This window comes from Streptomyces sp. 351MFTsu5.1 (assembly GCF_000383655.1).
Lineage (GTDB): Bacteria > Actinomycetota > Actinomycetes > Streptomycetales > Streptomycetaceae > Streptomyces > Streptomyces griseorubiginosus.
In genome coordinates this window covers 101,189-120,745 of the sequence record NZ_KB911796.1, presented here as the reverse complement: position 1 = coordinate 120,745, position 19,557 = coordinate 101,189, and the positions used below count along the sequence as shown (strand labels likewise).

The 19,557-nt window shown below is 71.3% G+C and carries 25 protein-coding genes; 15 read left to right on the top strand and 10 right to left on the bottom strand.

Annotated elements, in window-relative coordinates:
• Window positions 1-105: 105 nt before the first annotated feature.
• Complete coding sequence (locus H295_RS0135990) at window positions 106-873, bottom strand: response regulator transcription factor (protein ID WP_020140206.1); 768 nt, start codon at window positions 871-873, stop codon at window positions 106-108.
• A 119-nt stretch (window positions 874-992) separates the two neighbouring features.
• Between H295_RS0135990 and H295_RS0135985 the strand changes: the two genes are divergently transcribed.
• The 3 genes from H295_RS0135985 to H295_RS0135975 are packed head-to-tail and all read left to right on the top strand — an operon-like array spanning window position 993 to window position 3,436.
• Window positions 993-1,841: an alpha/beta hydrolase gene (locus H295_RS0135985; protein ID WP_028810058.1), complete on the top strand. Its 849-nt coding sequence runs from the start codon at window positions 993-995 to the stop codon at window positions 1,839-1,841.
• Between the two features lie 39 nt (window positions 1,842-1,880).
• A complete protein-coding gene (locus H295_RS0135980; protein ID WP_020140204.1) occupies window positions 1,881-2,141 on the top strand; it encodes a MoaD/ThiS family protein in 261 nt (86 codons plus the stop codon).
• Window positions 2,138-3,436: a hypothetical protein gene (locus tag H295_RS0135975; RefSeq protein WP_020140203.1), complete on the top strand. Its 1,299-nt coding sequence runs from the start codon at window positions 2,138-2,140 to the stop codon at window positions 3,434-3,436. Before H295_RS0135980 ends, H295_RS0135975 begins: the two co-directional genes overlap by 4 nt.
• Here the strand turns inward: H295_RS0135975 and H295_RS0135970 are convergent.
• From H295_RS0135970 to H295_RS0135945, 7 genes are all read right to left on the bottom strand, one after another.
• Window positions 3,429-3,857, bottom strand: a complete 429-nt coding sequence (locus H295_RS0135970) for a VOC family protein (protein WP_051135672.1) — start codon at window positions 3,855-3,857, stop codon at window positions 3,429-3,431. The two genes, H295_RS0135975 and H295_RS0135970, sit on opposite strands and share 8 nt — an antisense overlap.
• Before the next feature lie 9 nt (window positions 3,858-3,866).
• Window positions 3,867-4,127: a DUF3099 domain-containing protein gene (locus H295_RS0135965; protein ID WP_020140201.1), complete on the bottom strand. Its 261-nt coding sequence runs from the start codon at window positions 4,125-4,127 to the stop codon at window positions 3,867-3,869.
• 94 nt (window positions 4,128-4,221) lie between these two features.
• The gene (locus H295_RS0135960; RefSeq protein ID WP_007382995.1) at window positions 4,222-4,509 is read right to left on the bottom strand and encodes a DUF1416 domain-containing protein; all 288 of its coding nucleotides are present in this window, start codon (window positions 4,507-4,509) and stop codon (window positions 4,222-4,224) included.
• Between the two features lie 64 nt (window positions 4,510-4,573).
• Entirely contained in the window at window positions 4,574-5,413 is an 840-nt protein-coding gene (locus tag H295_RS0135955; protein WP_020140200.1) for a sulfurtransferase, read from the bottom strand.
• A 110-nt stretch (window positions 5,414-5,523) separates the two neighbouring features.
• Window positions 5,524-5,604, bottom strand: a complete 81-nt coding sequence (locus H295_RS48825; protein WP_350751515.1) for an Ms5788A family Cys-rich leader peptide — start codon at window positions 5,602-5,604, stop codon at window positions 5,524-5,526.
• 217 nt (window positions 5,605-5,821) lie between these two features.
• Complete coding sequence (locus tag H295_RS0135950; protein ID WP_028810057.1) at window positions 5,822-6,550, bottom strand: DUF2993 domain-containing protein; 729 nt, start codon at window positions 6,548-6,550, stop codon at window positions 5,822-5,824.
• A 113-nt stretch (window positions 6,551-6,663) separates the two neighbouring features.
• Window positions 6,664-7,026 carry a DsrE family protein gene (locus H295_RS0135945; protein ID WP_020140198.1) on the bottom strand — a complete coding sequence of 121 codons (363 nt, stop codon included), beginning with the start codon at window positions 7,024-7,026 and terminating at the stop codon, window positions 6,664-6,666.
• Between the two features lie 173 nt (window positions 7,027-7,199).
• On the opposite strand from H295_RS0135945, the gene H295_RS0135940 reads away from it, so the two are divergent.
• From H295_RS0135940 to H295_RS0135900, 8 genes are all read left to right on the top strand, one after another.
• Window positions 7,200-7,904 carry a hypothetical protein gene (locus H295_RS0135940; protein ID WP_028810056.1) on the top strand — a complete coding sequence of 235 codons (705 nt, stop codon included), beginning with the start codon at window positions 7,200-7,202 and terminating at the stop codon, window positions 7,902-7,904.
• On the top strand, window positions 7,901-8,770 hold the full coding sequence (locus H295_RS0135935) for a hypothetical protein (RefSeq protein WP_020140196.1): 870 nt from the start codon (window positions 7,901-7,903) through the stop codon (window positions 8,768-8,770). The genes H295_RS0135940 and H295_RS0135935 overlap by 4 nt, the downstream gene beginning before the upstream one ends.
• A gap of 257 nt (window positions 8,771-9,027) precedes the next feature.
• The gene (locus H295_RS0135930; RefSeq protein ID WP_020140195.1) at window positions 9,028-9,750 is read left to right on the top strand and encodes a hypothetical protein; all 723 of its coding nucleotides are present in this window, start codon (window positions 9,028-9,030) and stop codon (window positions 9,748-9,750) included.
• The gene (locus tag H295_RS0135925; RefSeq protein ID WP_020140194.1) at window positions 9,747-10,595 is read left to right on the top strand and encodes a hypothetical protein; all 849 of its coding nucleotides are present in this window, start codon (window positions 9,747-9,749) and stop codon (window positions 10,593-10,595) included. Before H295_RS0135930 ends, H295_RS0135925 begins: the two co-directional genes overlap by 4 nt.
• Window positions 10,592-11,572: a hypothetical protein gene (locus H295_RS0135920; RefSeq protein ID WP_020140193.1), complete on the top strand. Its 981-nt coding sequence runs from the start codon at window positions 10,592-10,594 to the stop codon at window positions 11,570-11,572. The genes H295_RS0135925 and H295_RS0135920 overlap by 4 nt, the downstream gene beginning before the upstream one ends.
• Window positions 11,573-11,787: 215 nt before the next feature.
• Window positions 11,788-12,363 (top strand): FABP family protein, encoded by a 576-nt coding sequence (locus H295_RS0135910; protein WP_020140192.1) that lies wholly within the window; start codon window positions 11,788-11,790, stop codon window positions 12,361-12,363.
• A gap of 95 nt (window positions 12,364-12,458) precedes the next feature.
• The gene (locus H295_RS0135905; protein WP_020140191.1) at window positions 12,459-12,911 is read left to right on the top strand and encodes a Fur family transcriptional regulator; all 453 of its coding nucleotides are present in this window, start codon (window positions 12,459-12,461) and stop codon (window positions 12,909-12,911) included.
• A gap of 10 nt (window positions 12,912-12,921) precedes the next feature.
• A complete protein-coding gene (locus H295_RS0135900) occupies window positions 12,922-13,887 on the top strand; it encodes a YgfZ/GcvT domain-containing protein (protein WP_020140190.1) in 966 nt (321 codons plus the stop codon).
• A 25-nt stretch (window positions 13,888-13,912) separates the two neighbouring features.
• Here H295_RS0135900 and H295_RS0135895 read toward each other — a convergent pair whose 3' ends face one another.
• Window positions 13,913-14,641 (bottom strand): hypothetical protein, encoded by a 729-nt coding sequence (locus H295_RS0135895; RefSeq protein ID WP_020140189.1) that lies wholly within the window; start codon window positions 14,639-14,641, stop codon window positions 13,913-13,915.
• Between the two features lie 198 nt (window positions 14,642-14,839).
• Between H295_RS0135895 and H295_RS47670 the strand changes: the two genes are divergently transcribed.
• A complete protein-coding gene (locus tag H295_RS47670; RefSeq protein ID WP_020140188.1) occupies window positions 14,840-16,672 on the top strand; it encodes a helix-turn-helix domain-containing protein in 1,833 nt (610 codons plus the stop codon).
• A gap of 4 nt (window positions 16,673-16,676) precedes the next feature.
• Here the strand turns inward: H295_RS47670 and dtd are convergent, their stop codons facing one another.
• Window positions 16,677-17,102, bottom strand: coding sequence for a D-aminoacyl-tRNA deacylase (gene dtd, locus H295_RS0135885; protein ID WP_020140187.1), 426 nt, complete (start codon window positions 17,100-17,102; stop codon window positions 16,677-16,679).
• Window positions 17,103-17,260: 158 nt separating this feature from the next.
• Here dtd and H295_RS0135880 point away from each other — a divergent pair, with 158 nt between their 5' ends.
• The 3 genes from H295_RS0135880 (at window position 17,261) to H295_RS0135870 (ending at window position 19,518) form a co-directional block, all read left to right on the top strand.
• Window positions 17,261-17,854, top strand: a complete 594-nt coding sequence (locus H295_RS0135880) for a hypothetical protein (RefSeq protein WP_028810055.1) — start codon at window positions 17,261-17,263, stop codon at window positions 17,852-17,854.
• 69 nt (window positions 17,855-17,923) lie between these two features.
• A complete protein-coding gene (locus H295_RS0135875; protein WP_020140185.1) occupies window positions 17,924-18,784 on the top strand; it encodes a GntR family transcriptional regulator in 861 nt (286 codons plus the stop codon).
• 29 nt (window positions 18,785-18,813) lie between these two features.
• Window positions 18,814-19,518, top strand: coding sequence for an HAD family hydrolase (locus tag H295_RS0135870; RefSeq protein WP_078616854.1), 705 nt, complete (start codon window positions 18,814-18,816; stop codon window positions 19,516-19,518).
• The last annotated feature ends 39 nt before the right edge of the window (window positions 19,519-19,557 follow it).

Sequence of the window (19,557 nt, the reverse complement as noted above, 5' to 3'; positions counted from 1 at the left end):
CGGATGGACCCGCTCTGGGCAGGGCGTGAAGGAGGCCTCCGTACCCCCGCGAGGGGACTCGCGGGCGTGCGTCGGCGCGGGAGCCCTGCCCATGCGCGGGGCCCCTTACGCCTCTACGTCTTCGAGGGCGGGGCTCTCGTCCACTTCGTCCGCCTTTGCCTGCTCCGCCTTGGCCTTCGCTTCGTCGGTGATCCGGTCGCCCTTCTCGGGCGTAACGAATCGATAACCGACGTTCCGGACGGTCCCGATCAGCGACTCGTGCTCGGGTCCGAGCTTGGCGCGCAGACGTCGTACGTGCACGTCGACCGTTCGGGTGCCGCCGAAGTAGTCGTAACCCCAGACCTCCTGGAGCAGCTGCGCGCGCGTGAAGACGCGGCCCGGGTGCTGGGCGAGGTATTTGAGGAGCTCGAACTCCTTGAAGGTGAGGTCGAGGACCCGGCCCTTGAGCTTCGCGGAGTAGGTGGCCTCGTCGACGGAGAGGTCGCCGTTGCGGATCTCCATGGGGGAGTCGTCGTTGACGATCTGCTGGCGGCCCATGGCGAGCCGCAGCCGCGCCTCGACCTCCGCCGGTCCGGCGGTGTCGAGGAGCACGTCGTCGATGCCCCAGTCGGCGGTGACGGCGGCGAGGCCGCCCTCGGTCACGACGAGGATGAGCGGACAGCCCGGTCCCGTGGAGCGCAACAGCTGGCACAGGCTGCGCACCTGGGGCAGGTCACGGCGTCCGTCGATGAGGATGACGTCGGCACCGGGGGTGTCGACGAGCGCGGGTCCCTCCGCGGGTGCCACGCGCACGTTGTGCAGGAGCAGGCCGAGGGCCGGCAGCACCTCCGTCGACGGCTGGAGGGCGTTGGTCAGGAGCAGCAGAGAACTCATACGTCTGGTTCCTCCTCGGTCCCGGCGAGGTCGTTGCTTTCGTATACAGGCGTATCCGAAAGCACAAAAGGACCCGGGGGCTGCGTCGCCCGAGTCCTCTTCCCAGGAGAATAGCCCACATGAGCATGGATCCGGCAGGTCGTGTGGCACGTTCCACGGCTCGTCCGCACTCTGAGACGCACAGACGCGCACCTATACGGACGTTTCTGCACACCGTCGACGGTGTGACGATCGATTCCGTATACGATCCGCCCTCGTTCGTATACGACTCCTCCCGGCCACCCTCCCGTGACCTGGTGTTCGTCGTCGCGCACGGTTTCACCGGCGATGTGGATCGGCCTCATGTTCGCCGGGTGGTGCGGGCCCTCACGCGGTACGGCGCCGTCGTCACCTTCTCCTTCCGCGGCCACGGCGCCTCCGGCGGGCGCTCGACGGTCGGCGACCGCGAGGTGCTGGACCTGGCCGCCGCGGTGGAGTGGGCCCGTGGACTCGGCCACACGCGCGTGGCGACCGTCGGCTTCTCCATGGGCGGCTCGGTGGTGCTGCGGCACGCGGCGCTGTACGGGCCGGACACCCAGGCCCGCACGGACGCCGTGGTCTCGGTCAGCTCCCCGGCCCGCTGGTACTACCGCGGTACGGCCCCCATGCGCAGGCTCCACTGGCTGGTGACCCGCCCCGCGGGCCGCCTGGTGGGCCGCTACGGCTTCCGCACCCGCATCCACCACCGGGAGTGGGACCCGGTCCCGCTCTCCCCGGTGGACGCGGTCCCGAGGATCGCCCCGGCCCCGCTCCTCATAGTGCACGGCGACCGCGACGGCTACTTCCCCCTCGACCACCCGCGGATGCTCGCGGCAGCCGCCGGCGACCACGGCGAGCTGTGGATCGAGCCCATGGGCCACGCCGAGCACGCGGTCGGCGACGAGCTGCTGGACCGGATCGGGGACTGGGCTGTCACAGCGGGCGGCTAGCCTGGGGCCCGTACACCACCGATTCGATTGAGGAAGCGGATGCCAAAGGTCACGGTGCGCTACTGGGCCGCCGCGAAGGCCGCGGCCGGGATCGCCGAGGAGCCGTTCGACGCGGCCACGCTCGCCGAGGCGCTGGACGCGGCGCGTGAGCGACACCCCGGTGAACTCGTGCGCGTCCTGCGGCGATGCTCGTTCCTCGTCGACGGTGACCCCGTGGGCACCCGCGGACATGAGACGGTACGGCTGGCCGACGGCGGCACGGTCGAGGTGCTCCCGCCGTTCGCAGGAGGATCACGATGACGAACCAGCCGAACCAGCCGTACGAGGGCTACGACCAGTATCCGCAGCAGGGCTGGCCGGCCCACGCGGACCAGGGCTACGAGGACCCGCAGGCAGCCCAGCAGCACACCCAGCAGTGGCAGGGCCAGACCTGGGACACCCAGCTCCACACCCCGGCCCAGGCCGCCCCGGAGACGGCGTACCTGCCGCAGCAGGGGTACGAGGGCGATCCCCAGGGATACGGCACGGACCGGGGCGCGGGTGGGTACGGCTCGGCGCAGGCGGCTCCGGGTGCCGGTGCGTACGGCTCCTCCCAGGCAGCCCAGGGAGCCGGCGCCTACGACTCCGCCCAGGCGGCACCCGGATCCGGTGGGTACGGCTCCGCGCAGGCGGCTCCCGGCTCGGACGGGTACGGCCCCGCGGCAGGCGCGGCCCCGGCCGCGTACGGCCCCACCGGTCATGGCCCAGCGGCGGCTTCCGGCTCTGCGCCTACGGGCGCCGGTGCCGACTCCGCCCCGCCCTCCGGCTACGGCCCCGCCACCCTCGCCGGGAACTCCCGCGTCACCGACGCCCAGCGTGCCCGGCTCGAAGGACGGTCACCGATCATCGAGCCCGGCATCCAGCCGGCCGCGCTCACCGCTCTCCTCGGCCTGCTGCTGTCCGGTACGGCGGCCGTCGGGTCGTACGCCCTTCTCGTGCCTCTCGTCGCCCTCCAGGCGGTGACCGCGGCCGGCTGGTTCCGGCTGAACGGCATGTGGCCCGCCCGGCAGGGCATCGCGCTGGCCTTCCTCGGCGCGCTGGTCGCGGACGCGGCACTGCTCGTGGCGGGCCGGTCCAACGGGCCCGCCGCGATCCTCGGCACCCTCGGCGTGTGGGTCCTGCTCAGCCTGGTGATGCAGCTCCGCTCGCACGCCGACCCGGACGAGCGGATGTACGGCCTGATGGCGACCGTCGCCTCGGCGGCCCTGGCGATCGTGGCGACCGGCTACCTGGCGGCCGACCCGGACGCGGTGTCGGTGGGCGCGGCCGCGGTGGCCGTGGCCGTCCTGGCCCGGGCGCTGCCCCTGCCGACCCCGGCCTCGGTGGTCGTCTCGCTGCTCGCCGCGGCCGGTGCGGGCATCGCGGTCGGCGGGATGACGGGCCTCGGCGCGAAGGGCGCGCTGCTCGGCGCGGGCGCGGCGGTGTGCGCGCTGATCGGCCACCGGGTCGCGAGCTACGACTACCCGTCCCGCTTCGTGCACTTCACAGCGGGCGTCGCGCTGCCCCTGGCGGCGGCGGCCCCGGCGGTGTACGTGCTGGGCCGGGCGATCAGCTAGGTGTCTCGACCCAGAGGCAGAAGGGGTGCCCGGACGGGTCGTACAGCACCCGTACGTCGTCCTGCGGCTGGTGGTCGGCGAGCCGCGCCCCCTCCGCCACGGCCCGTGCGACCTCCGCCGCCAGGTCGTCCACCTCAATGTCCAGGTGCAGCATCATCTGCTGGTCACCGGGCCTGCGGGTGGGCCAGACCGGAGGGACGTAGTCGGGCTCGGTCTCGAAGGCGAGGGACGTGCCCGCGGTGCCCGGCGGCGGGCCGATGAGCACCCAGTGCGGCTCCTCGGCGCGCACCACGTACCCGAGCAGGCGCTGGTAGAACGCGGCGAGCTCGTGGGCGTCGTGGGCGTCGAGGACGACGGTGGACAGCCTCGCGGACGGCGTGGCGGGTTTGGCGGGCTTCCTGCTGCTCACGGGAGAAGACATGCCCGCTTCCTACTGGCGCCGCTTCTTCCCGTCCAGTTCGTCCCACCACTCGTCGGACTTGGGGTCGCCGGAGGGGTCGTCCCACCAGCGGTCGTCGGGGCCGCGCCGGTTGGCGACCATCGCGGCGAGCGGCGGGATCACCATGGCCACCACGCACATTCCCACGGCCACCGGGACCGACCAGAGCCGCACGACTCCCCAGGCCAGGACGAACAGGCCGATGCACGTGCCCATCATGGCGAAGTAGACATGCCGTCGTCGCGCCAACATGCCTCCAGCGTAGGCCTGCACAGGCCGGAAGGGCCGCACAGGCCGGAAGGGCCGCACCCCCGCAGGGGTACGGCCCTTCCACTGCTCAACCGCCTCAGACCGCGATCGCGACCTCGGCCAGGCCGCCCTGCTGGGCGACGACCGTGCGGTCCGCGGTGCCGCCCGGGACCAGGGCGCGGACGGTCCAGGTGCCCTCGGCCGCGTAGAAGCGGAACTGGCCCGTCGCGGAGGTCGGCACCTCGGCGGTGAACTCGCCGGTCGAGTCCAGGAGGCGGACGTAGCCCACCACAGGCTCGCCGTCACGCGTCACCTGGCCCTGGATCGTGGTCTCACCGGGCTTGATCGTCGAGGCGTCGGGGCCGCCGGCCTTCGCTCCACACATGTCTTTCTCCAGATTCAGAAGGGTCTGACCGGAAGGAAGGCCGGTCGGGATTTGCGGGTGGGTCTTACTTGTTGGCGCCGAGCTCGATCGGAACGCCGACCAGGGAGCCGTACTCGGTCCAGGAGCCGTCGTAGTTCTTGACGTTCTCGACACCGAGCAGCTCGTGCAGCACGAACCAGGTCAGGGCCGAGCGCTCACCGATACGGCAGTACGCGATGGTGTCCTTGGCGAGGTCGACCTGCTCCTCGGCGTAGAGCTCCTTGAGCTCCTCGTCCGACTTGAAGGTGCCGTCGTCGTTGGCGTTCTTCGACCACGGGATGTTGCGCGCGGACGGGACGTGACCCGGACGCTGCGACTGCTCCTGCGGCAGGTGCGCGGGGGCGAGCAGCTTGCCGGAGAACTCGTCGGGGGAGCGCACGTCGACCAGGTTCTGCGCACCGATGGCCGCCACCACGTCGTCACGGAAGGCGCGGATGGCCGTGTTCTGCGGCTTGGCCTTGTAGTCGGTCGTGGGGCGCTCGGGCACGTCCTCGACCAGCTCGCGGGCGTCCAGCTCCCACTTCTTGCGGCCACCGTCGAGGAGCTTGACGTTCTCGTGGCCGTAGAGCTTGAAGTACCAGTAGGCGTAGGACGCGAACCAGTTGTTGTTGCCGCCGTAGAGGATCACCAGGGTGTCGTTGGCGATGCCCTTCGCCGACAGGAGCTTCTCGAAGCCCTCCTGGTCGACGAAGTCGCGGCGGACCGGGTCCTGCAGGTCCTTGGTCCAGTCGATGCGGATCGCGTTGCGGATGTGGTTCTTCTCGTAGGCGGACGTGTCCTCGTCCACCTCCACGATCGCGATGCTCGGGTTGTCGAGGTTGGCCTCGACCCAGTCGGCGTCGACCAGGACGTCGCTGCGGCTCATGCTCTTTCTCCTCCGGGGCAGTTGCGGCGGGGCGTGCGGAAGGGTGCGCGGGGCGCACGGATGCCCTGGGGGCGCCAGGGCAAGGGGATGCGGAGGTCGATGCCGTCCGCTCAGAAGGGGCGACAGAGCATGGCGGCGACGCGGCACAGGTCTACTGCCCGCCGCTTCGTGAGATCCGCCTGTCGCTTCATGGGCTCGATCGTAGGGACGGACATACCGGCATGTCACCGGTGTGTCGCATGCTGAGATGCGATCGTCCGGAATGTGGGACCAGAGAGCCGCCCGGGCCGTGTTCCCACGGGCTCCGGGCGGATGTAGCGGTCATCACAGCTGCGGTACGGACATCACCGTCTCGCCTGTCGGACTCCTCGGTGGTCTGCGCCCCCGGTGTCCGGTCCGACGCTCGTCCTACCCGGCGAGCCTGACGTTCGAACCCTTCACCGCGATCTCCACACCGTTCGCACCCGCCTGCACCTTGTCGAGCTTGATGCCGCCCGGCAGGCCCTCGATCTTCTGGTCGAAGTCGGCGATGGAACGGAAGTCGGAGTCGGCGAGGGTGATGTTGCCGAAGCTGGGGATCGAGTCGGCGTGCACCCGCACGGTGTCGCCGTCGACGACGCTCACGGTGCTCAGCACGGAGACGGGCTTCTCCAGGGCACTCACCTTGATGTCGACCTTGATCTTGCCGTCGCCGCCGTCGGAGAGCCCGACGACCTTCGCGGTGATGCCGAACGGCAGCCGGGTCTCCTGCGACTTGGCGGCCTTGAGCAGCTGGTCGTAGCTGACGGCCGCGCTGCCGGCGGCGGTGGTCGCGGTGGCGGAGCTGTAGTCGCCGGAGAACGCCACGCCCTTCATGGCGGCGTTCAGGTCGTCGATGCGGATCTTGCCGCCGCTGGTGCCGGTGTCCGCGTCGTACTCCTTCATCCCGACCTGGACGTCGTCGAGCCGGCCGCCGGCCACCTGGGTCAGGAACGGGAACCCCTTGATGTCGACGCTCGGCGTCGTCGTCAGCCCCTCCCGTGACTGCAACCGGTCCGCGACCTCACCTTCCGCGAAGTGGACCGCCAGCCGGTCGGCGGCGACGAAGAGCCCGCCGAGAATCACGGCGGTGATCAGAAGTATTCGCAGGGCGCGCATGCGGTGGTTCCCCCAGGGAGCGGCGATGGGTGTCGACGAACGGATGACCGTCGAGCCCGACATTAACCGCGCCGGGTAAGGCCTTCCTCGAATTGTCGACCACCTGTGACGGTTCAGTAGACGAGCGCCTGCGTCCCGTCCGCCAGGGCCTCCTGCACGAACACCTGCGCCCCCGCGATCCGTACGCCCTCGATGACGTCCTTCTCCGTGATGTCCCGCCGGGCCGCGCACTGCGTGCACAGGGTGACCCGACCGCCCGCGAGCAGCGCCTCGATCAGTTCGGGCAGCGGCGCCGCGTGCGGCAGCTCGAACTCGGCGGCCCGGCCCGGCAGCGCGAACCACGCCGACTCCCCGGTCAGCCACAGCGACACGTCCACCCCACTGGCCACGGCCACCGCCGCCACGGTGAACGCCTGCGAGCAACGCTCGGGGGCATCGGCCCCGGCGGTCACCTTGATCACGAGCTTCTTCGCCATGCGGGAAGGGTAGTGCGTACGACGGCCAGGGCGACGTGACCCACCCTGACCTGCTGTCACGGTCGGACGTGGCCGGATCGTGATCGCCGCCGCCGCAACTCCGGGCCCCGACCGGCGGTCTCCTGTGCGGCACGTGCGCGGAACGCGTGCCGCGCACCTCGTGGGAGACGCCGTTGAAGAGCCCGAAGAGACACCTGACCGCCCTCGCGGCCGCCCTCGGCGTCGTGGCCGGGGCGGGGGCCGGATACCTGGTCCAGGCGGGCCGGGAGCCGAAGCTGCCCACGCTCGTCCAGCCGCCGCTCCCGCAGGCCCGCGGGCCGCAGCCGGCGCCGCTCACCGAGGCGCGGGACCGCAAGGTCAGGAACGACGGCGACCTGCGCGAACTGCTGCTGGAGAAGCCCAGCGGGGCGATCACCCCGGACTCGGTGCCGTCCCAGGGCTGGATGAACCTGTACGACTACGCCGACATGTGGGGGGACCCCGAGGCCGTCGAGGCCGCTGACACCTTCCTCGAGGAGCAGGAGTTCCTGCGGGCCGCGGTCACCGGCTGGGAGGCCGGCGGTCAGGAAGTGCATGTCTGGCTGGCCCAGTTCGAGCAGCAGAAGGACTTCGCGGCACCCGCGAACGACAGCGCGGGCACCCGCTACGGGGCGGAGACCGACCCGGACGTGGAGAGCCGGCCGATCCCGGGCACCGGCGAGGGCAGGGCGTACGTCCACCCGAAGCTGTACCGGGAGCCCGGCGGCGCCCCGTACTACAGGGCGGAGGCCCACGCGTCTCGCGGGGACCTCTCCGTGCACATCTGGGTCTACGACGACGACCCGGTCCCCTGGCGAACGATCATGGATCTCGCCGAACGGCAGATGGAGCGAGTGTGAGCGGCACGACGAGCGGCGGAGCCGGGGGGACGGGCGGCGACGCCGCGGCGACGGAGCCTGTCCTGGACGAGGGGAGCGGGGGCGTGTCCCGGCCGTCCCCGCGCGGCCGTCTGCGCGGCGCCGCCTCCGCCCTGCGCTGGATCACCGCGGCGGCGGTCTTCGCCGTGGCGGGAACCGCGACGGCGTACGGCATCGGCCGTCTGGACCGGGGAGACCTGCCCGGACTCGCGGCGGAGGCGGGCGGACTGTGGGAGTTCCCGCGCCTGAGCAGCCCGCCACTGCCCTCCGACAGCCCGGCCCCGTTCGCCGACGAGGACCGGCCCGGCGCCCACCACGCGGATCCGCGGGCCCTGGTCCTGCCCGCGCCGAAGGGCGCGGTGGAGGACCGGGCGCTGCGCGGCTCCGACGGATGGCTGGCGACCGAGGACTTCCTGTCGGAGTACGTCGAGCCGGACCGGGCGGCCCTCGGGCAGCTGCTCGTCGACACCGGTCTGCGGCACGTCACCGCACGCGGCTGGACCACCGAGGACGGCACCCGGACCCGTGTCTACCTGCTCCACTTCGGTACGTCGGCGGTCGTGGACGACCTGTTCCACCGGCACATGGCGGGCCTGGACGCCCCAGGACACCGGGTGCGCGGCGCCGAACGGGCCGTCTCCGACCGGGAACTCCCCGACACGACCGGTATCGAGGAGATCCGCCGTTCCGTGTACGACGAGACCCGGCCGTACGGCAGGGAACATGTCCGGCAGGCCTATCTGTCCGCGGGGGATGTGCTGGCCGTGGTGCTCCAGTCCCGTGAGGGGACCGTCGGCACCGTGCCCTTCCTCCAGACCCTGGCCCTCCAGAGCCAGCTCCTGACCTGAACCGGGCGGCGGATGTGTCCGGATCGTGATCAACCCGCCGTACAACTCTGGGGATTGACCGGAGGTCTCATGTGAAGCGCGCATACGGAATGCGCGCTTCACGCTTTGTGGGGGACGCAGTGGAAGTGCCCGAAGAGAGGGCCGACGAGCGGGTTGAGTCGGTTGACCGGGTTGAGTCGCTTGAGCCGGTTGAGCCGGCCGCGTCGACTGAGCCGGCCACGTCGGCGACGCCGGGTGAGCCGGTTGCGTCGGCACCGTTGGCCGAGGCCCGGCCGCCGCGCCGTCGGGGCCGTACGACTCTGCTGATCGCCGCCGCGGCCGTGCTCGGCGTCGTGGCCGGGACCTGCGCCGGATACCTGATCCAGGCCGACCGCGACCCCACCCCGCTGCCCTCGCTCTCCCAGCCGACACTGGCCCAGGCGAAGGACGACGGCCCCGCGCCGCTGTCCGCCGCACAGGACCGCCGCGTCAAGACCGACGGCGACCTGCGGAAGCTGCTGGTGAAGAAGCCGGCCGGGACGGAGAAGGCGGTGTGGCTGTCCTCGGTCGACGGCTGGCTGAGCCTGCCCGCGTACGCGGACACCTACGTCAAGCCGGGCGCGGCCTTCGGCGACGCAGTCAGCGACGAGTTCCGCAGAGCGGTGTCCACCGGGTGGACCAAGGGCCAGGCGGACTTCGAGGTCCGGTTGGTCCAGTTCCGGCAGGAGGAGGTCCTCGCGGCCTCCGAGGTCACGTCGGGCAACCAGTCCTGGGCGGCCGGCGAGTCCGCCACCCGGAGCTGGGCGCTTCCCGGTACGGAGGACGGCATGGTGTACGTCCACGACAAGCCGAAGACCAAGCCCGGCTACCTGCCGCAGTACTACGCCGAGGCGTACGCGTGGCGGGGCGACGTCGCACTCATGACCTGGATCTACGACACCAAGCCCATCCCCAAGAAGACGATCATGGACCTGGCCGAGCGGCAGATGGAGCGGCTGTGAGCGAGAACGCCGAGAGTGCCGGGAACGCCGGGGGCGCGGTGAGCGAGGGGGCTGCTCCGGAACCGGTCCCTGCCGGTCGCGGGCGCCGGGGCGGCCGTATCGCCGTGATCGCCGTTTCGGTCGTGGCGGCAGGGGCCGTCGTGGCGGGGGTGGGCTTCACGGTCGTCACCGTGAACGGCGCGAACCGTGACGCGGGCGCGCCCGTCTGGACGTTCCCGAAGGGGGGCAGGGCCGGGGCCGGGGAGGCGAAGGCAGCGCCCCAGAAGGGACTGGGCGCGATGCTCGTGCCGTACGGGGCCGACGGCTGGAGCCGGGGGCCGGACATGGCGCAGTTCGGATCCGACGCGCAGCTCAGCGGGGCCCGGGCGACGGCGCTGGCGAAGGAGTCGCTCAGCGGGTTGCCGCGCAGCCAGCGCAAGGAGCTGGAGAAGCGGATCGACAAGCAGCGCATCTCGGGGATCGCGATGCGCAGTTACGTCAGCACCGAGGAGCTGTCCTCCGTCTACACGGACCAGGCCTCCGTGGTGACCGTCCAGCTGGCCCAGATGGCGAGTACGACGGCGGTCCGCGGCCTCGCCCGCTCCCAACAGGGCTTCCTCGACGCCCTCGGGATCTTCGACAAGGGCCCGAAGATCGAGGGGCACAAGGACGCGGCGTGCTATCTGCCGCCGTCGGACAAGAAGGACGGCAAGAACGGCCTCCAGTCCATGTACTGCGTCGCCGCGCAGGGCAACGTCCTGGTCACCCTCAACGCGACCAGCGCGAAACCCCTCCAGAAGACAGGCATAACCATGTTCCTGCGCGAACAGCTCGACCGCATCGAGGAGCCGGGGGAGGCCGTATGACCCACCAGGCAGAAGAAACCGACCACAGCACGAGCCCGGCCCCCGCGGAGGAGGCCGTCCCGGCGCCCGGCCTCTCCGCCGACCAGCCCGCGCCCGAGCCCGCGCCCGGCTCCGTCTCCGCGGCCGTTCCCCCGAGCGCACCCACTGCCGTACCGGACGCCGTCGCGGCTCTGCCGGGAGCCACCCCCGCCCCGCCCCCCGCGCCCCGCCCCCTCACGTCCCGCCGTCTGCTCCGTGCCGGACTCCGCTGGACGGCCGCGGTGGTCGTCTTCGCGGCGGTGGGAGCCGGGACGGCGTACGGGATCGCGGGCATGGAACGGACAGACGTCCCCGGGCTCGGGACCGTGTCGGACGGGAGGTGGGTGTACCCCGTGCTCACAAAGCCGCCGTTGCCGAAGGGCCGTCCAGGGCCGCTCGCCGAGGGGAACAAGAGCGGGATGCACTACGCCGATCTGCGCCGGCTGGTGCTGCCCGCGCCGAAGCAGGCGACGGCGGACGCGGCGCTGCGCGGCACCGACGGCTGGCTCCCGACGAAGGACCTCCTCACGGAGTACGCGCAGAAGAGCGACCGGGAGGAACTGGCGCAGAGATTCACCGAGTACGGGCTGCGCCACATCGCGGCCCGCGGCTGGACCACCCCCGACGGCACGCACACCCGCGTCTACCTGCTCCAGTTCGACACCGCGGCCGTCGTCGACGAGCTCATCGGCCAGATCGCTCCGTACGGCGGCCCGGGCTACCAGCTGCGCGGCGCCGCCGACTCGGCCTCCGACGACGGCTTCCCGGCCAAGGCCCAGATCGAGGACGTCACGCGCGTCGTCTACACCGAGTCCAAGCCGTACGGCACCGAACAGACCCGTCACGCCTACCTGGCCGCCGGTGACGTCCTCGCCCTGGTCGTGCAGGACCGCAAGGGCACCGCGCTCCCCGTCCCCTTCCAGCAGACGGTGACCCTCCAGGGCCAGCTCCTGGCGTGAGGAGGCCCGCACGGTCCCCCGGGCCCCGGCCGCGTAAGCTGGGGCCCGGCCCTGTGTACATGCACCGCACTCCGCTCATCCGAGGAGCACCCCGTGGAGATCTTCTTCGAAGCCCTGCTGGTCCTGGTCTGCGTCGGCGTTCTCGCCTTCGCCGGACTGACCGTGAAGAAGCTGTACCAGGGCCAGCGCTGACCTTCGTCTAGGAACCGCCACTCATGATCGAGATCCCGTCCGACCTCCACAAGGACCTCGTCCCGCTCGCCTTCCTGCTCGGCAACTGGGCCGGCGCGGGCGTGCACGACTTCCCCGGCTCGGAGAAGTGCAACTTCGGCCAGGAAGTGACCTTCGGCCACGACGGCCGGGACTTCCTGGAGTACGAGTCCCACACCTGGGTCCTCGACAACGACGGCAACAAGGTCCGCCCGCTGGAGACCGAGCACGGCTTCTGGCGCATCGACTCCGACCGCAAGGTCGAGGTGACGATGGTCCGTGACGACGGCGTGGTCGAGATCTGGTACGGCGAGATGGCCGACCAGAAGCCGCAGATCGACCTGGTGACCGACGCCGTCGCCCGCACGGCCGCCTCCGGGCCGTACAGCGGTGGCAAGCGCCTGTACGGCTACGTCAAGAGCGACCTCATGTGGGTCGGCGAGAAGCAGACCCCCGAGGTCGAGCTGCGCCCCTACATGTCGGCCCACCTGAAGAAGGTCGTCACCCCGGAGGAGGTCGAGCGCTGGGCCAAGGCCCTGCCCGACGACATGCCGGACGACGGCATCGCCTTCTTCAAGTAGGCCCGCCTCCGATTCGAGCAGGTCCACCTTCGATTCCCGTAGGCCCGCTCCCGATTCCGGTCGGCTCCGCGCCGGGAGGTCCTAGACTTTCCGGTGTGGTGAGCACCGACTGGAAGAGCGACCTCAGGCAGCGCGGCTACCGGCTGACGCCGCAGCGCCAGCTTGTCCTCGAAGCTGTGGACACCCTGGAGCACGCGACCCCCGACGACATCCTCACGGAAGTGAAGAAGACGGCCTCGGGGGTCAACATTTCCACGGTCTACCGGACCCTGGAGCTCCTGGAGGAGCTCGGGCTGGTCAGCCATGCCCACCTGGGGCACGGGGCGCCGACGTACCACCTCGCCGACCGGCACCACCACATCCACCTGGTCTGCCGCGACTGCCAGAACGTCATCGAGGCCGACATCAAGGTGGCCGCCGAGTTCACGGCCAAGCTGCGCGACACCTTCGGCTTCGAGACCGACATGAAGCACTTCGCGATCTTCGGCCGCTGCAAGGACTGTTCTCTCAAGTCCCTTGACATCAAGAATTCAACTACCGAGTCGTAGGCTTGTGCATATGAAGAGCCCTCTGCTGTCCCTGCCCGGCGCCGTCCCCGCCGAGGGCGTGGACGAAGGCGTCGCCGCGCACTACGGCGACCTGTTCCGCGAACAGCGCGCCCTCGCCGACGGCACCGGATTCGTCGACCTCTCGCACCGCGGGGTCGTCTCCGTGACCGGCGACGACCGCCTCAGCTGGCTGCACCTGCTGCTCACCCAGCACGTCAGCGACCTGCCGACCGGCCAGGCCACCGAGGCGCTGATCCTCTCCGCGCACGGCCACATCGAGCACGCCCTGTACCTCGTCGACGACGGCACGACCGTCTGGGCCCATGTCGAACCCGGCACCCAGGGCGCGCTGATCGCGTACCTGGAGTCGATGAAGTTCTTCTACCGGGTCGAAGTCGCCGACCGCACCGACGAGTTCGCCGTCGTCCACCTCCCCGCCGGCTCCATCGCCGAGGTGCCGGACGGCGTCGTCGTACGCGAGACGTCGTACGGTCGCGACCTGTTCCTGCCGCGCGCCGAACTGGAGTCCTACGCCGAGAAGTCCGGGCCCGCGGCCGGGCTGCTGGCCTACGAGGCGCTGCGCGTCGAGCACCACCGCCCCCGTCTCGGCTTCGAGACCGACCACCGCACCATCCCGCACGAGCTGGGCTGGATCGGTTCCGCGGTGCACCTCCAGAAGGGCTGCTACCGCGGCCAGGAGACCGTCGCCCGCGTCCAGAACCTCGGCAAGCCGCCGCGCCGCCTGGTCTTCCTGCACCTGGACGGCAGCGAGGTCCATCTGCCGCCCGCCGGCGCCGACCTCCGGCTCGCGGACGAGGGGCCCGACGGCCGCAAGATCGGCTTCGTGACGACGTCCGTACGGCACCACGAGCTCGGCCCGGTCGCCCTCGCCCTGGTCAAGCGGAACATCCCCCTGGACGCGCGTCTCGTCGCGGAGACGACGGCGGCGGCCCAGGAAGTCGTCGTGGAGCCGTAGGGCCCTGGCGTCCTACCGGGCGGCGTCACGACGAGCAGTTCTCGCCGCCCGCGTCCAGCGTCACCCACACCGACGCCCGGTGGACCGTGTCGGTGCCCGGTGGAAGCCGGGTGCTGACCAGGCCCGCCACGTCGGCGCCCGCCTTCGCCGGGACCAGCTGGACGCCGGTGTAGGTGGTGGCGCCGAGCAGGTAGTCGGAGGTGGCGTCCGGGACCAGCACCGCGCCGATCTCGAAGCTCGCCCCGCGCTGCGCCGGGAAGTCGCCGATCTGCGGGCAGGCGTCCCAGCTGGTCGGGCCGGTGTCGGGCCCGGTCAGGTGCACCTGCCCCAGCAGGTTCAGGGCTGCCTCGCCCTTCTTGTGCGTGACCAGCCACAGGCTGTGGTGCGGCGGGATCACGGCGACGCCGTAGACCTTCTGGTGAAGCCGGACCGAGGCGGCCTGCTGCGGGTACTGGATCCGTACGGAGGCCGCGCGGGCCGCGGCGGCGGACGGGGAGGCGGACGGCGGTGCCGCCTGCGACTGCTTCGCCGGGACGTCCGTCCCGTCGGGGCCCGAGCCGAGGCCGGTGAGCGCCGAGACCACCGCCGCGATCCCCGTCAGCCCGCCCAGCGCGGTGATCAGGAAACCCGTCAGCAGGACGGCGTGCGGGATGCTCTGCGGCCCCGACAACGTTTCCCGCTCCCCGTCGGAGTGGCCGTCCGAACGGCCTTCCCCGTCCCGGGACTCCCCGGTCGTCGTGATGCGTGTGCTCATGCCTGAACCGACCCTCCCGGTCGTGAGCGCCCCGCCCCCCGCGCGGGGCGCTCTCCATGTCCAGGGTGCGTCCGGCCGGAAACCCTGGGCGCGATATGCCGTTGACAACCCATAATTTGGCAACGGGCAGCGACCGGCCGGACACGGGGAGCAAGTGTTCGGGTGAACGAGGTGACGAACTGTCCCGGGGGAGGCGCCATGACACCGGAAGAGGAATTCGCCGAGGCGCTGCGCGTGCGCAGAAAGGCCGCCGGACTCTCGCTCGGCCAGCTGTCACTGCTCGTCAACTACAGCAAGAGCTACCTCAGCCGGGTGGAGAACGGCACCCGCATGCCCGGCCCCGCGCTGGCCCGGGAGTGCGACACCGTGCTGCACGCGGAGGGTGAGCTGCTGGGCCTGCTGCCGGACCGGCCGGCGCGGTCCGTGCCCGCCGGGCCACCCACGGGGCCCGGGCGGGCCGGGGGACCCGGACGGCGCCGGGGACGCGGGCCCTCGGGAGCCGCCCCCGCCCCGGCCGGCACCTCCGGCACGTCGGGCATCTCGCGCACCTCGGGCACCTCGCGTCCGGAGTTCGACCAGCTGATCCGCCGCGGTGACGCCCTCCATCTCCTCGGCGACATGTACGGGGCCGGCCGGCTCTACCTGGCCGCGTACCGGGCCGCCGAGGGCGACGACCTGGCCCGCGCCCACGCCGTCGTGCGCTGCGCCCGCCGCTGGTCCGACCCCGGCCAGGTGGACCGGGACCTCATCGCCCGGATCGACGAGTGCCTGAAGACCCTGGCCGGCCGCGAGGACCTTCCCGCCGTGGAGCTGCGGCTGCGCCTGACCGCGCACCGTGCCAAGAAGCTCACCATGGGCGTCGGCGACGACACCGCGGTCCCCGGCGCCGAACCCGCCACCGGCGTCGACCGGGCCCGCGGGGTGCTGAGGGAGTTACGGGACCGGCTCCCGGGCATCGGCGCCGAGACCCACTGCGAGGTCCTCACCGAATGCCGCTGGGCCCTCTACGACTTCGCGCCAGCCGCCGAACTCCTTGCCCTATCCGCCGAGTTACGGGACGTGGCGGTCCGCTCCCGGTCGATGTACTTCATCGGCGAGGCCCTGGTCGCCCTCGCCATCGACCAGTTGAGAGTGGGCCGGGTGACCGCCGCGGACGCGACCGTACGGCGTCACCGCGAGCACGCCGCCCACCGGCACAGCACCCTCGCGCACTGGCAACAGGGCACGCTGGACGCCCTGATGAACCTGTGGCAGGGCGAGTTCGCCGCCGCGGAGCAGTGGATCCTGGGCGAGTCCAGGACGATCGCCGAGACCATGGAACGGGACCTGGCGGTGCCCGCCGACACCCTCAGCCAGACCTGCCTGGGCCAGGCCTACTGGCTCCGCCACGAACAGGGCCGGATGGCCGAGCTGTTCGACTCCCCGCTGATGTCCGGCGTCCGGCGCCGCGACTACTTCCCGGTGTGGCGGGCGGGCCTCGCGCTCGCCCTGTGCGAGACCGGCCGTCACGACCAGGCGGCCGACCAGGTCCTGGCCTTCGCCGCGGACACCGGCGGCTTCACCAGGTTCCCGCCCAGCGGCTGGGCGCTGCCCACGGCCGCCGTACTCGCCCAGGCGTGCGCGGAGCTGGCCGTACGGGACGTACGCGTCGGGGAGTTGCTGCCGTACGTCCCACCCCTGCGCGCCCTCCTGGACGCGCACCCCGGTGAACTGGTCCTCGCCGGCTGGCCGACCGTCCTGCTCGGGCCGGCCGCGCGCTTCAGCGGGCTGCTCGCGCTGGTGGCGGGTGAGCCGGAGACCGCGCTCGGTCACCTGCGCCGCGCCGTGCGGCTCGCCCAGCACTCACCGGCGCAGATGACACGGCTGCGGCTGGACGAGGCGCGGGCCCGGCTGCGGTCGGACTCCGCGGCGGTACGGGCCGGCGCGCGGGGGCTCGCCCGCACGGCGCTCGGGACGGCCGAGGAGCTGGGCATGGTGGCCGTGGCCCGGGACTGCCGGGAGTTCCTGCGCCTGCCCGCCACCGGTCCCTGACGGGTCACATCTCCAACAGGACCGTGAACGGGCCGTCGTTGGTCAGGGACACCCGCATCTGGGCGCCGAACCGGCCGGTGGCGACCGTGGCGCCCAGGGCGCGCAGCTGGGCGACGACCTCGTCGACGAGCGGCTCGGCGACATCGCCGGGGGCGGCCGCGTTCCAGGTGGGGCGGCGGCCCTTGCGGGCGTCGCCGTACAGCGTGAACTGGCTGATGACCAACAGCGGGGCGTCGATGTCGCTGCACGACCTCTCGTCCTGCAGCATGCGCACCGACCAGAGTTTGCGGGCCAGTTGGGCCGCCTGCTCCTTGGTGTCCTCGTGCGTGACCCCGACCAGGACGCACAGTCCCTCGCCGCTGATCTCCCCGACCGTCTCGCCGTCGACGACGACGCTCGCGCCGTCCACCCTCTGCACCACCGCTCGCATACGACCATCATGCCGGGCCTGCCCGAAGGTGCGGCGTCCGGGTTTGTTTTTGATCCTTAAGCCCGCATCTGGGGCCGTTCGGGGGCACTCGGTCACATAGCGGCCACTTGGGGTGGCACGATGCTTCCACACGCCGGTCGAGGGGACGGTAGAGGCGCATGAGCACACCGAGTACCGGGCGGCTGGACAGTCTGCGGCCGCCCGCGCAACGTACGGACAGCCCCGTGCTGCCCCCGGAGCCGCCGGAGCACGACCTCGCGCGGCTGAGCCTGCCGGCGCTGCGCGCGCTGCGCCGGGACGCCCAGCGGGACGAGGCGGACCTCAGTTACGTCCGCCGACTGCTTCAGGGCCGTATCGACATCCTCCGCGCGGAACTCGCCCGCCGCTCCCCTTCGGGCCGGGACCCGCTCGCCGAGCGGCTCCCGGAGGCCTCGGTGGTCGAGCGGCTCCCCGAGATCCTCACCGACGCCCCGGCCCGCCACCGCTCCTCGGCCCGCCACGTCACGCTGGGCACCCCGCACAGCGAGGAGTACCGCCTGCTGGCTGCGGAGATGCTCGCCGAGGTCGAACTCTCGGACCTGGGCGCCCGCACCGACCTGGAGCTGAACACGGCGATGGGCCGCCTGGTGCGCTACGAACAACAGGTCTCCGGCCGCAGGCAACGCCTCCAGCGGACGGCGGACGAGTGCAGCGGGGAGATCACACGCCGGTACCGGGAGGGGGAGGCACAGGTGGAGGACCTGCTGACCTAGTTTTTCTGCTCGGCCCGTGCGCGGAGACCCTGCGGTGCAGACTGGGGTCGGCCGATTCAGGAGGCGGAAGTGGAAGGAAGCGGCAGCAGAAGGCTCTCGCCCCAGGAAATCGCTGACACCCTGCGGGAGCGCATCCGCACGGGCGACCTCAAGGCCGGCGACCGCCTCCCCACCCAGGCGGAACTCGCGGACGAGTTCGGCGTGGAACGGGGAACGGTCCGCCAGGCGCTGCGCGTGCTCCAGGAGGACGGGTTGCTCAGCAATGTGAGCAAGGGGAGCCCGCCGCGGATCGCGGAGCGGGTGCCGGGCCTGTCGGGGGAGCCTCAGCCCACGATGGTGGCCCTGGCCCCCCGTCTCACGGAGGCGTTCTCCAGTGAGCACGTCCGCATCGACGCCGCGTGCCTCACCGCGGAGACCCTGATGCTGGCCCTGAGTGAACCCCTGCGCCGAATCCATGCGGGCGAGATCCGTCCCGAGTCCATCGACGTGCGCATCCTGCTGCCCTCCCACGACATCAACCTGGCGTTCCCGGTGCAAGTAGAGACCCTCGACGACGACAACCCGGTCCACCAGCGCTGGCTGGCCCAGCGCAATGCCCAGGGCCACGTCCTGCGCCACAACCTCCGCGCCCTGCGCTTTTCCCACGGCATCGACGTCGACGTCAGATTCCGGGCACTGCCGTTCACTCCGCCGGTGAAGCTGTACCTGCTCAACGGGGCGGAGGCGCTGATCGCGTACTACATGGTGTCGCGCCGGGAGGAGCCGACGGACGCGGGAATCCTCGACATGTACGACGTCCTGGGCACGGAGTCGCTGCTCTTCTCGTTCGAGGTGGCGGCCGGTGAACGTGACGCTTCGTTCGTCGGTCAGTCCCAGAAGTGGTTCGACGCCCTCTGGGAAGCCATCACGACTGACCTGACACTCTCCTAGTGACTCCTGAGACGACGCACACTGGACCGGTGACAGCAGAGACAGCGGAACTCGCATCACTGGTCGCCTCCGCCCGATACGTGCTCTGGGACCTGGACGGGCCGATCTGCCGGTTGTTCGCGGGATATCCGGCGCACGAGATAGCCGGTGAACTCGTCGAGAAAATCGATCTGTTGGGCATGGGCGCGCTGCTCACTGAGCAGGAACGATCCAGCAATGACCCCCAGGAAGTCTTGCGTGGCGTTCACGAGCGACGCAGGGGAAGCGCTCTTGTCCTTGAGCTGGAGGAGTGGCTCACCCGACGGGAGTTGGAGGCCGTTGCCCTCGCCAGGCCTACCCCGTACGCCGACCCGCTCATCAGGACCTGGTGGTCGCTCGGCGTCAAGTTCGCGATCACCACCAACAGTGCTGCCCTCGCGGCAGAGGCGTACGTCGAGACTCGTGACCTGACGGACTGCTTCCCGCATGTCTACGGCCGTACCCCGAACCTCGAACTGATGAAGCCGAACCCGTACTGCCTGGAAGAGGCCATCAAGGCCATGGGGGCGGTTCCGGCGGCCACGTTGATGATCGCTGACGCTGTGACGGACCTCGAGGCCGCACGCCTGGCCGGTGTTGAGTTTCTGGGTTACGCGCGTAACGAGCACAAGGAGAGGCTCTTGACGGAGGCGGGCGCGGAGGTGGTCGTACGCTCGCTGGACCAGGTGCTCGACATTCTCCGACAGTCCACCTGAACGGTCCTGAATATCCGCACGACATCAACCACGCCGCCC

Bases quoted from the DNA above. Each gene is read 5' to 3' on its own strand.
- H295_RS0135990 (WP_020140206.1), bottom strand. From the start codon at position 873: ATGAGTTCTCTGCTGCTCCTGACCAACGCCCTCCAGCCGTCGACGGAG.
- H295_RS0135985 (WP_028810058.1), top strand. From the start codon at position 993: ATGAGCATGGATCCGGCAGGTCGTGTGGCACGTTCCACGGCTCGTCCG.
- H295_RS0135980 (WP_020140204.1), top strand. From the start codon at position 1,881: ATGCCAAAGGTCACGGTGCGCTACTGGGCCGCCGCGAAGGCCGCGGCC.
- H295_RS0135975 (WP_020140203.1), top strand. From the start codon at position 2,138: ATGACGAACCAGCCGAACCAGCCGTACGAGGGCTACGACCAGTATCCG.
- H295_RS0135970 (WP_051135672.1), bottom strand. From the start codon at position 3,857: ATGTCTTCTCCCGTGAGCAGCAGGAAGCCCGCCAAACCCGCCACGCCG.
- H295_RS0135965 (WP_020140201.1), bottom strand. From the start codon at position 4,127: ATGTTGGCGCGACGACGGCATGTCTACTTCGCCATGATGGGCACGTGC.
- H295_RS0135960 (WP_007382995.1), bottom strand. From the start codon at position 4,509: ATGTGTGGAGCGAAGGCCGGCGGCCCCGACGCCTCGACGATCAAGCCC.
- H295_RS0135955 (WP_020140200.1), bottom strand. From the start codon at position 5,413: ATGAGCCGCAGCGACGTCCTGGTCGACGCCGACTGGGTCGAGGCCAAC.
- H295_RS48825 (WP_350751515.1), bottom strand. From the start codon at position 5,604: ATGAAGCGACAGGCGGATCTCACGAAGCGGCGGGCAGTAGACCTGTGC.
- H295_RS0135950 (WP_028810057.1), bottom strand. From the start codon at position 6,550: ATGCGCGCCCTGCGAATACTTCTGATCACCGCCGTGATTCTCGGCGGG.
- H295_RS0135945 (WP_020140198.1), bottom strand. From the start codon at position 7,026: ATGGCGAAGAAGCTCGTGATCAAGGTGACCGCCGGGGCCGATGCCCCC.
- H295_RS0135920 (WP_020140193.1), top strand. From the start codon at position 10,592: ATGACCCACCAGGCAGAAGAAACCGACCACAGCACGAGCCCGGCCCCC.
- H295_RS0135910 (WP_020140192.1), top strand. From the start codon at position 11,788: ATGATCGAGATCCCGTCCGACCTCCACAAGGACCTCGTCCCGCTCGCC.
- H295_RS0135900 (WP_020140190.1), top strand. From the start codon at position 12,922: ATGAAGAGCCCTCTGCTGTCCCTGCCCGGCGCCGTCCCCGCCGAGGGC.
- H295_RS0135895 (WP_020140189.1), bottom strand. From the start codon at position 14,641: ATGAGCACACGCATCACGACGACCGGGGAGTCCCGGGACGGGGAAGGC.
- H295_RS47670 (WP_020140188.1), top strand. From the start codon at position 14,840: ATGACACCGGAAGAGGAATTCGCCGAGGCGCTGCGCGTGCGCAGAAAG.
- dtd (WP_020140187.1), bottom strand. From the start codon at position 17,102: ATGCGAGCGGTGGTGCAGAGGGTGGACGGCGCGAGCGTCGTCGTCGAC.
- H295_RS0135880 (WP_028810055.1), top strand. From the start codon at position 17,261: ATGAGCACACCGAGTACCGGGCGGCTGGACAGTCTGCGGCCGCCCGCG.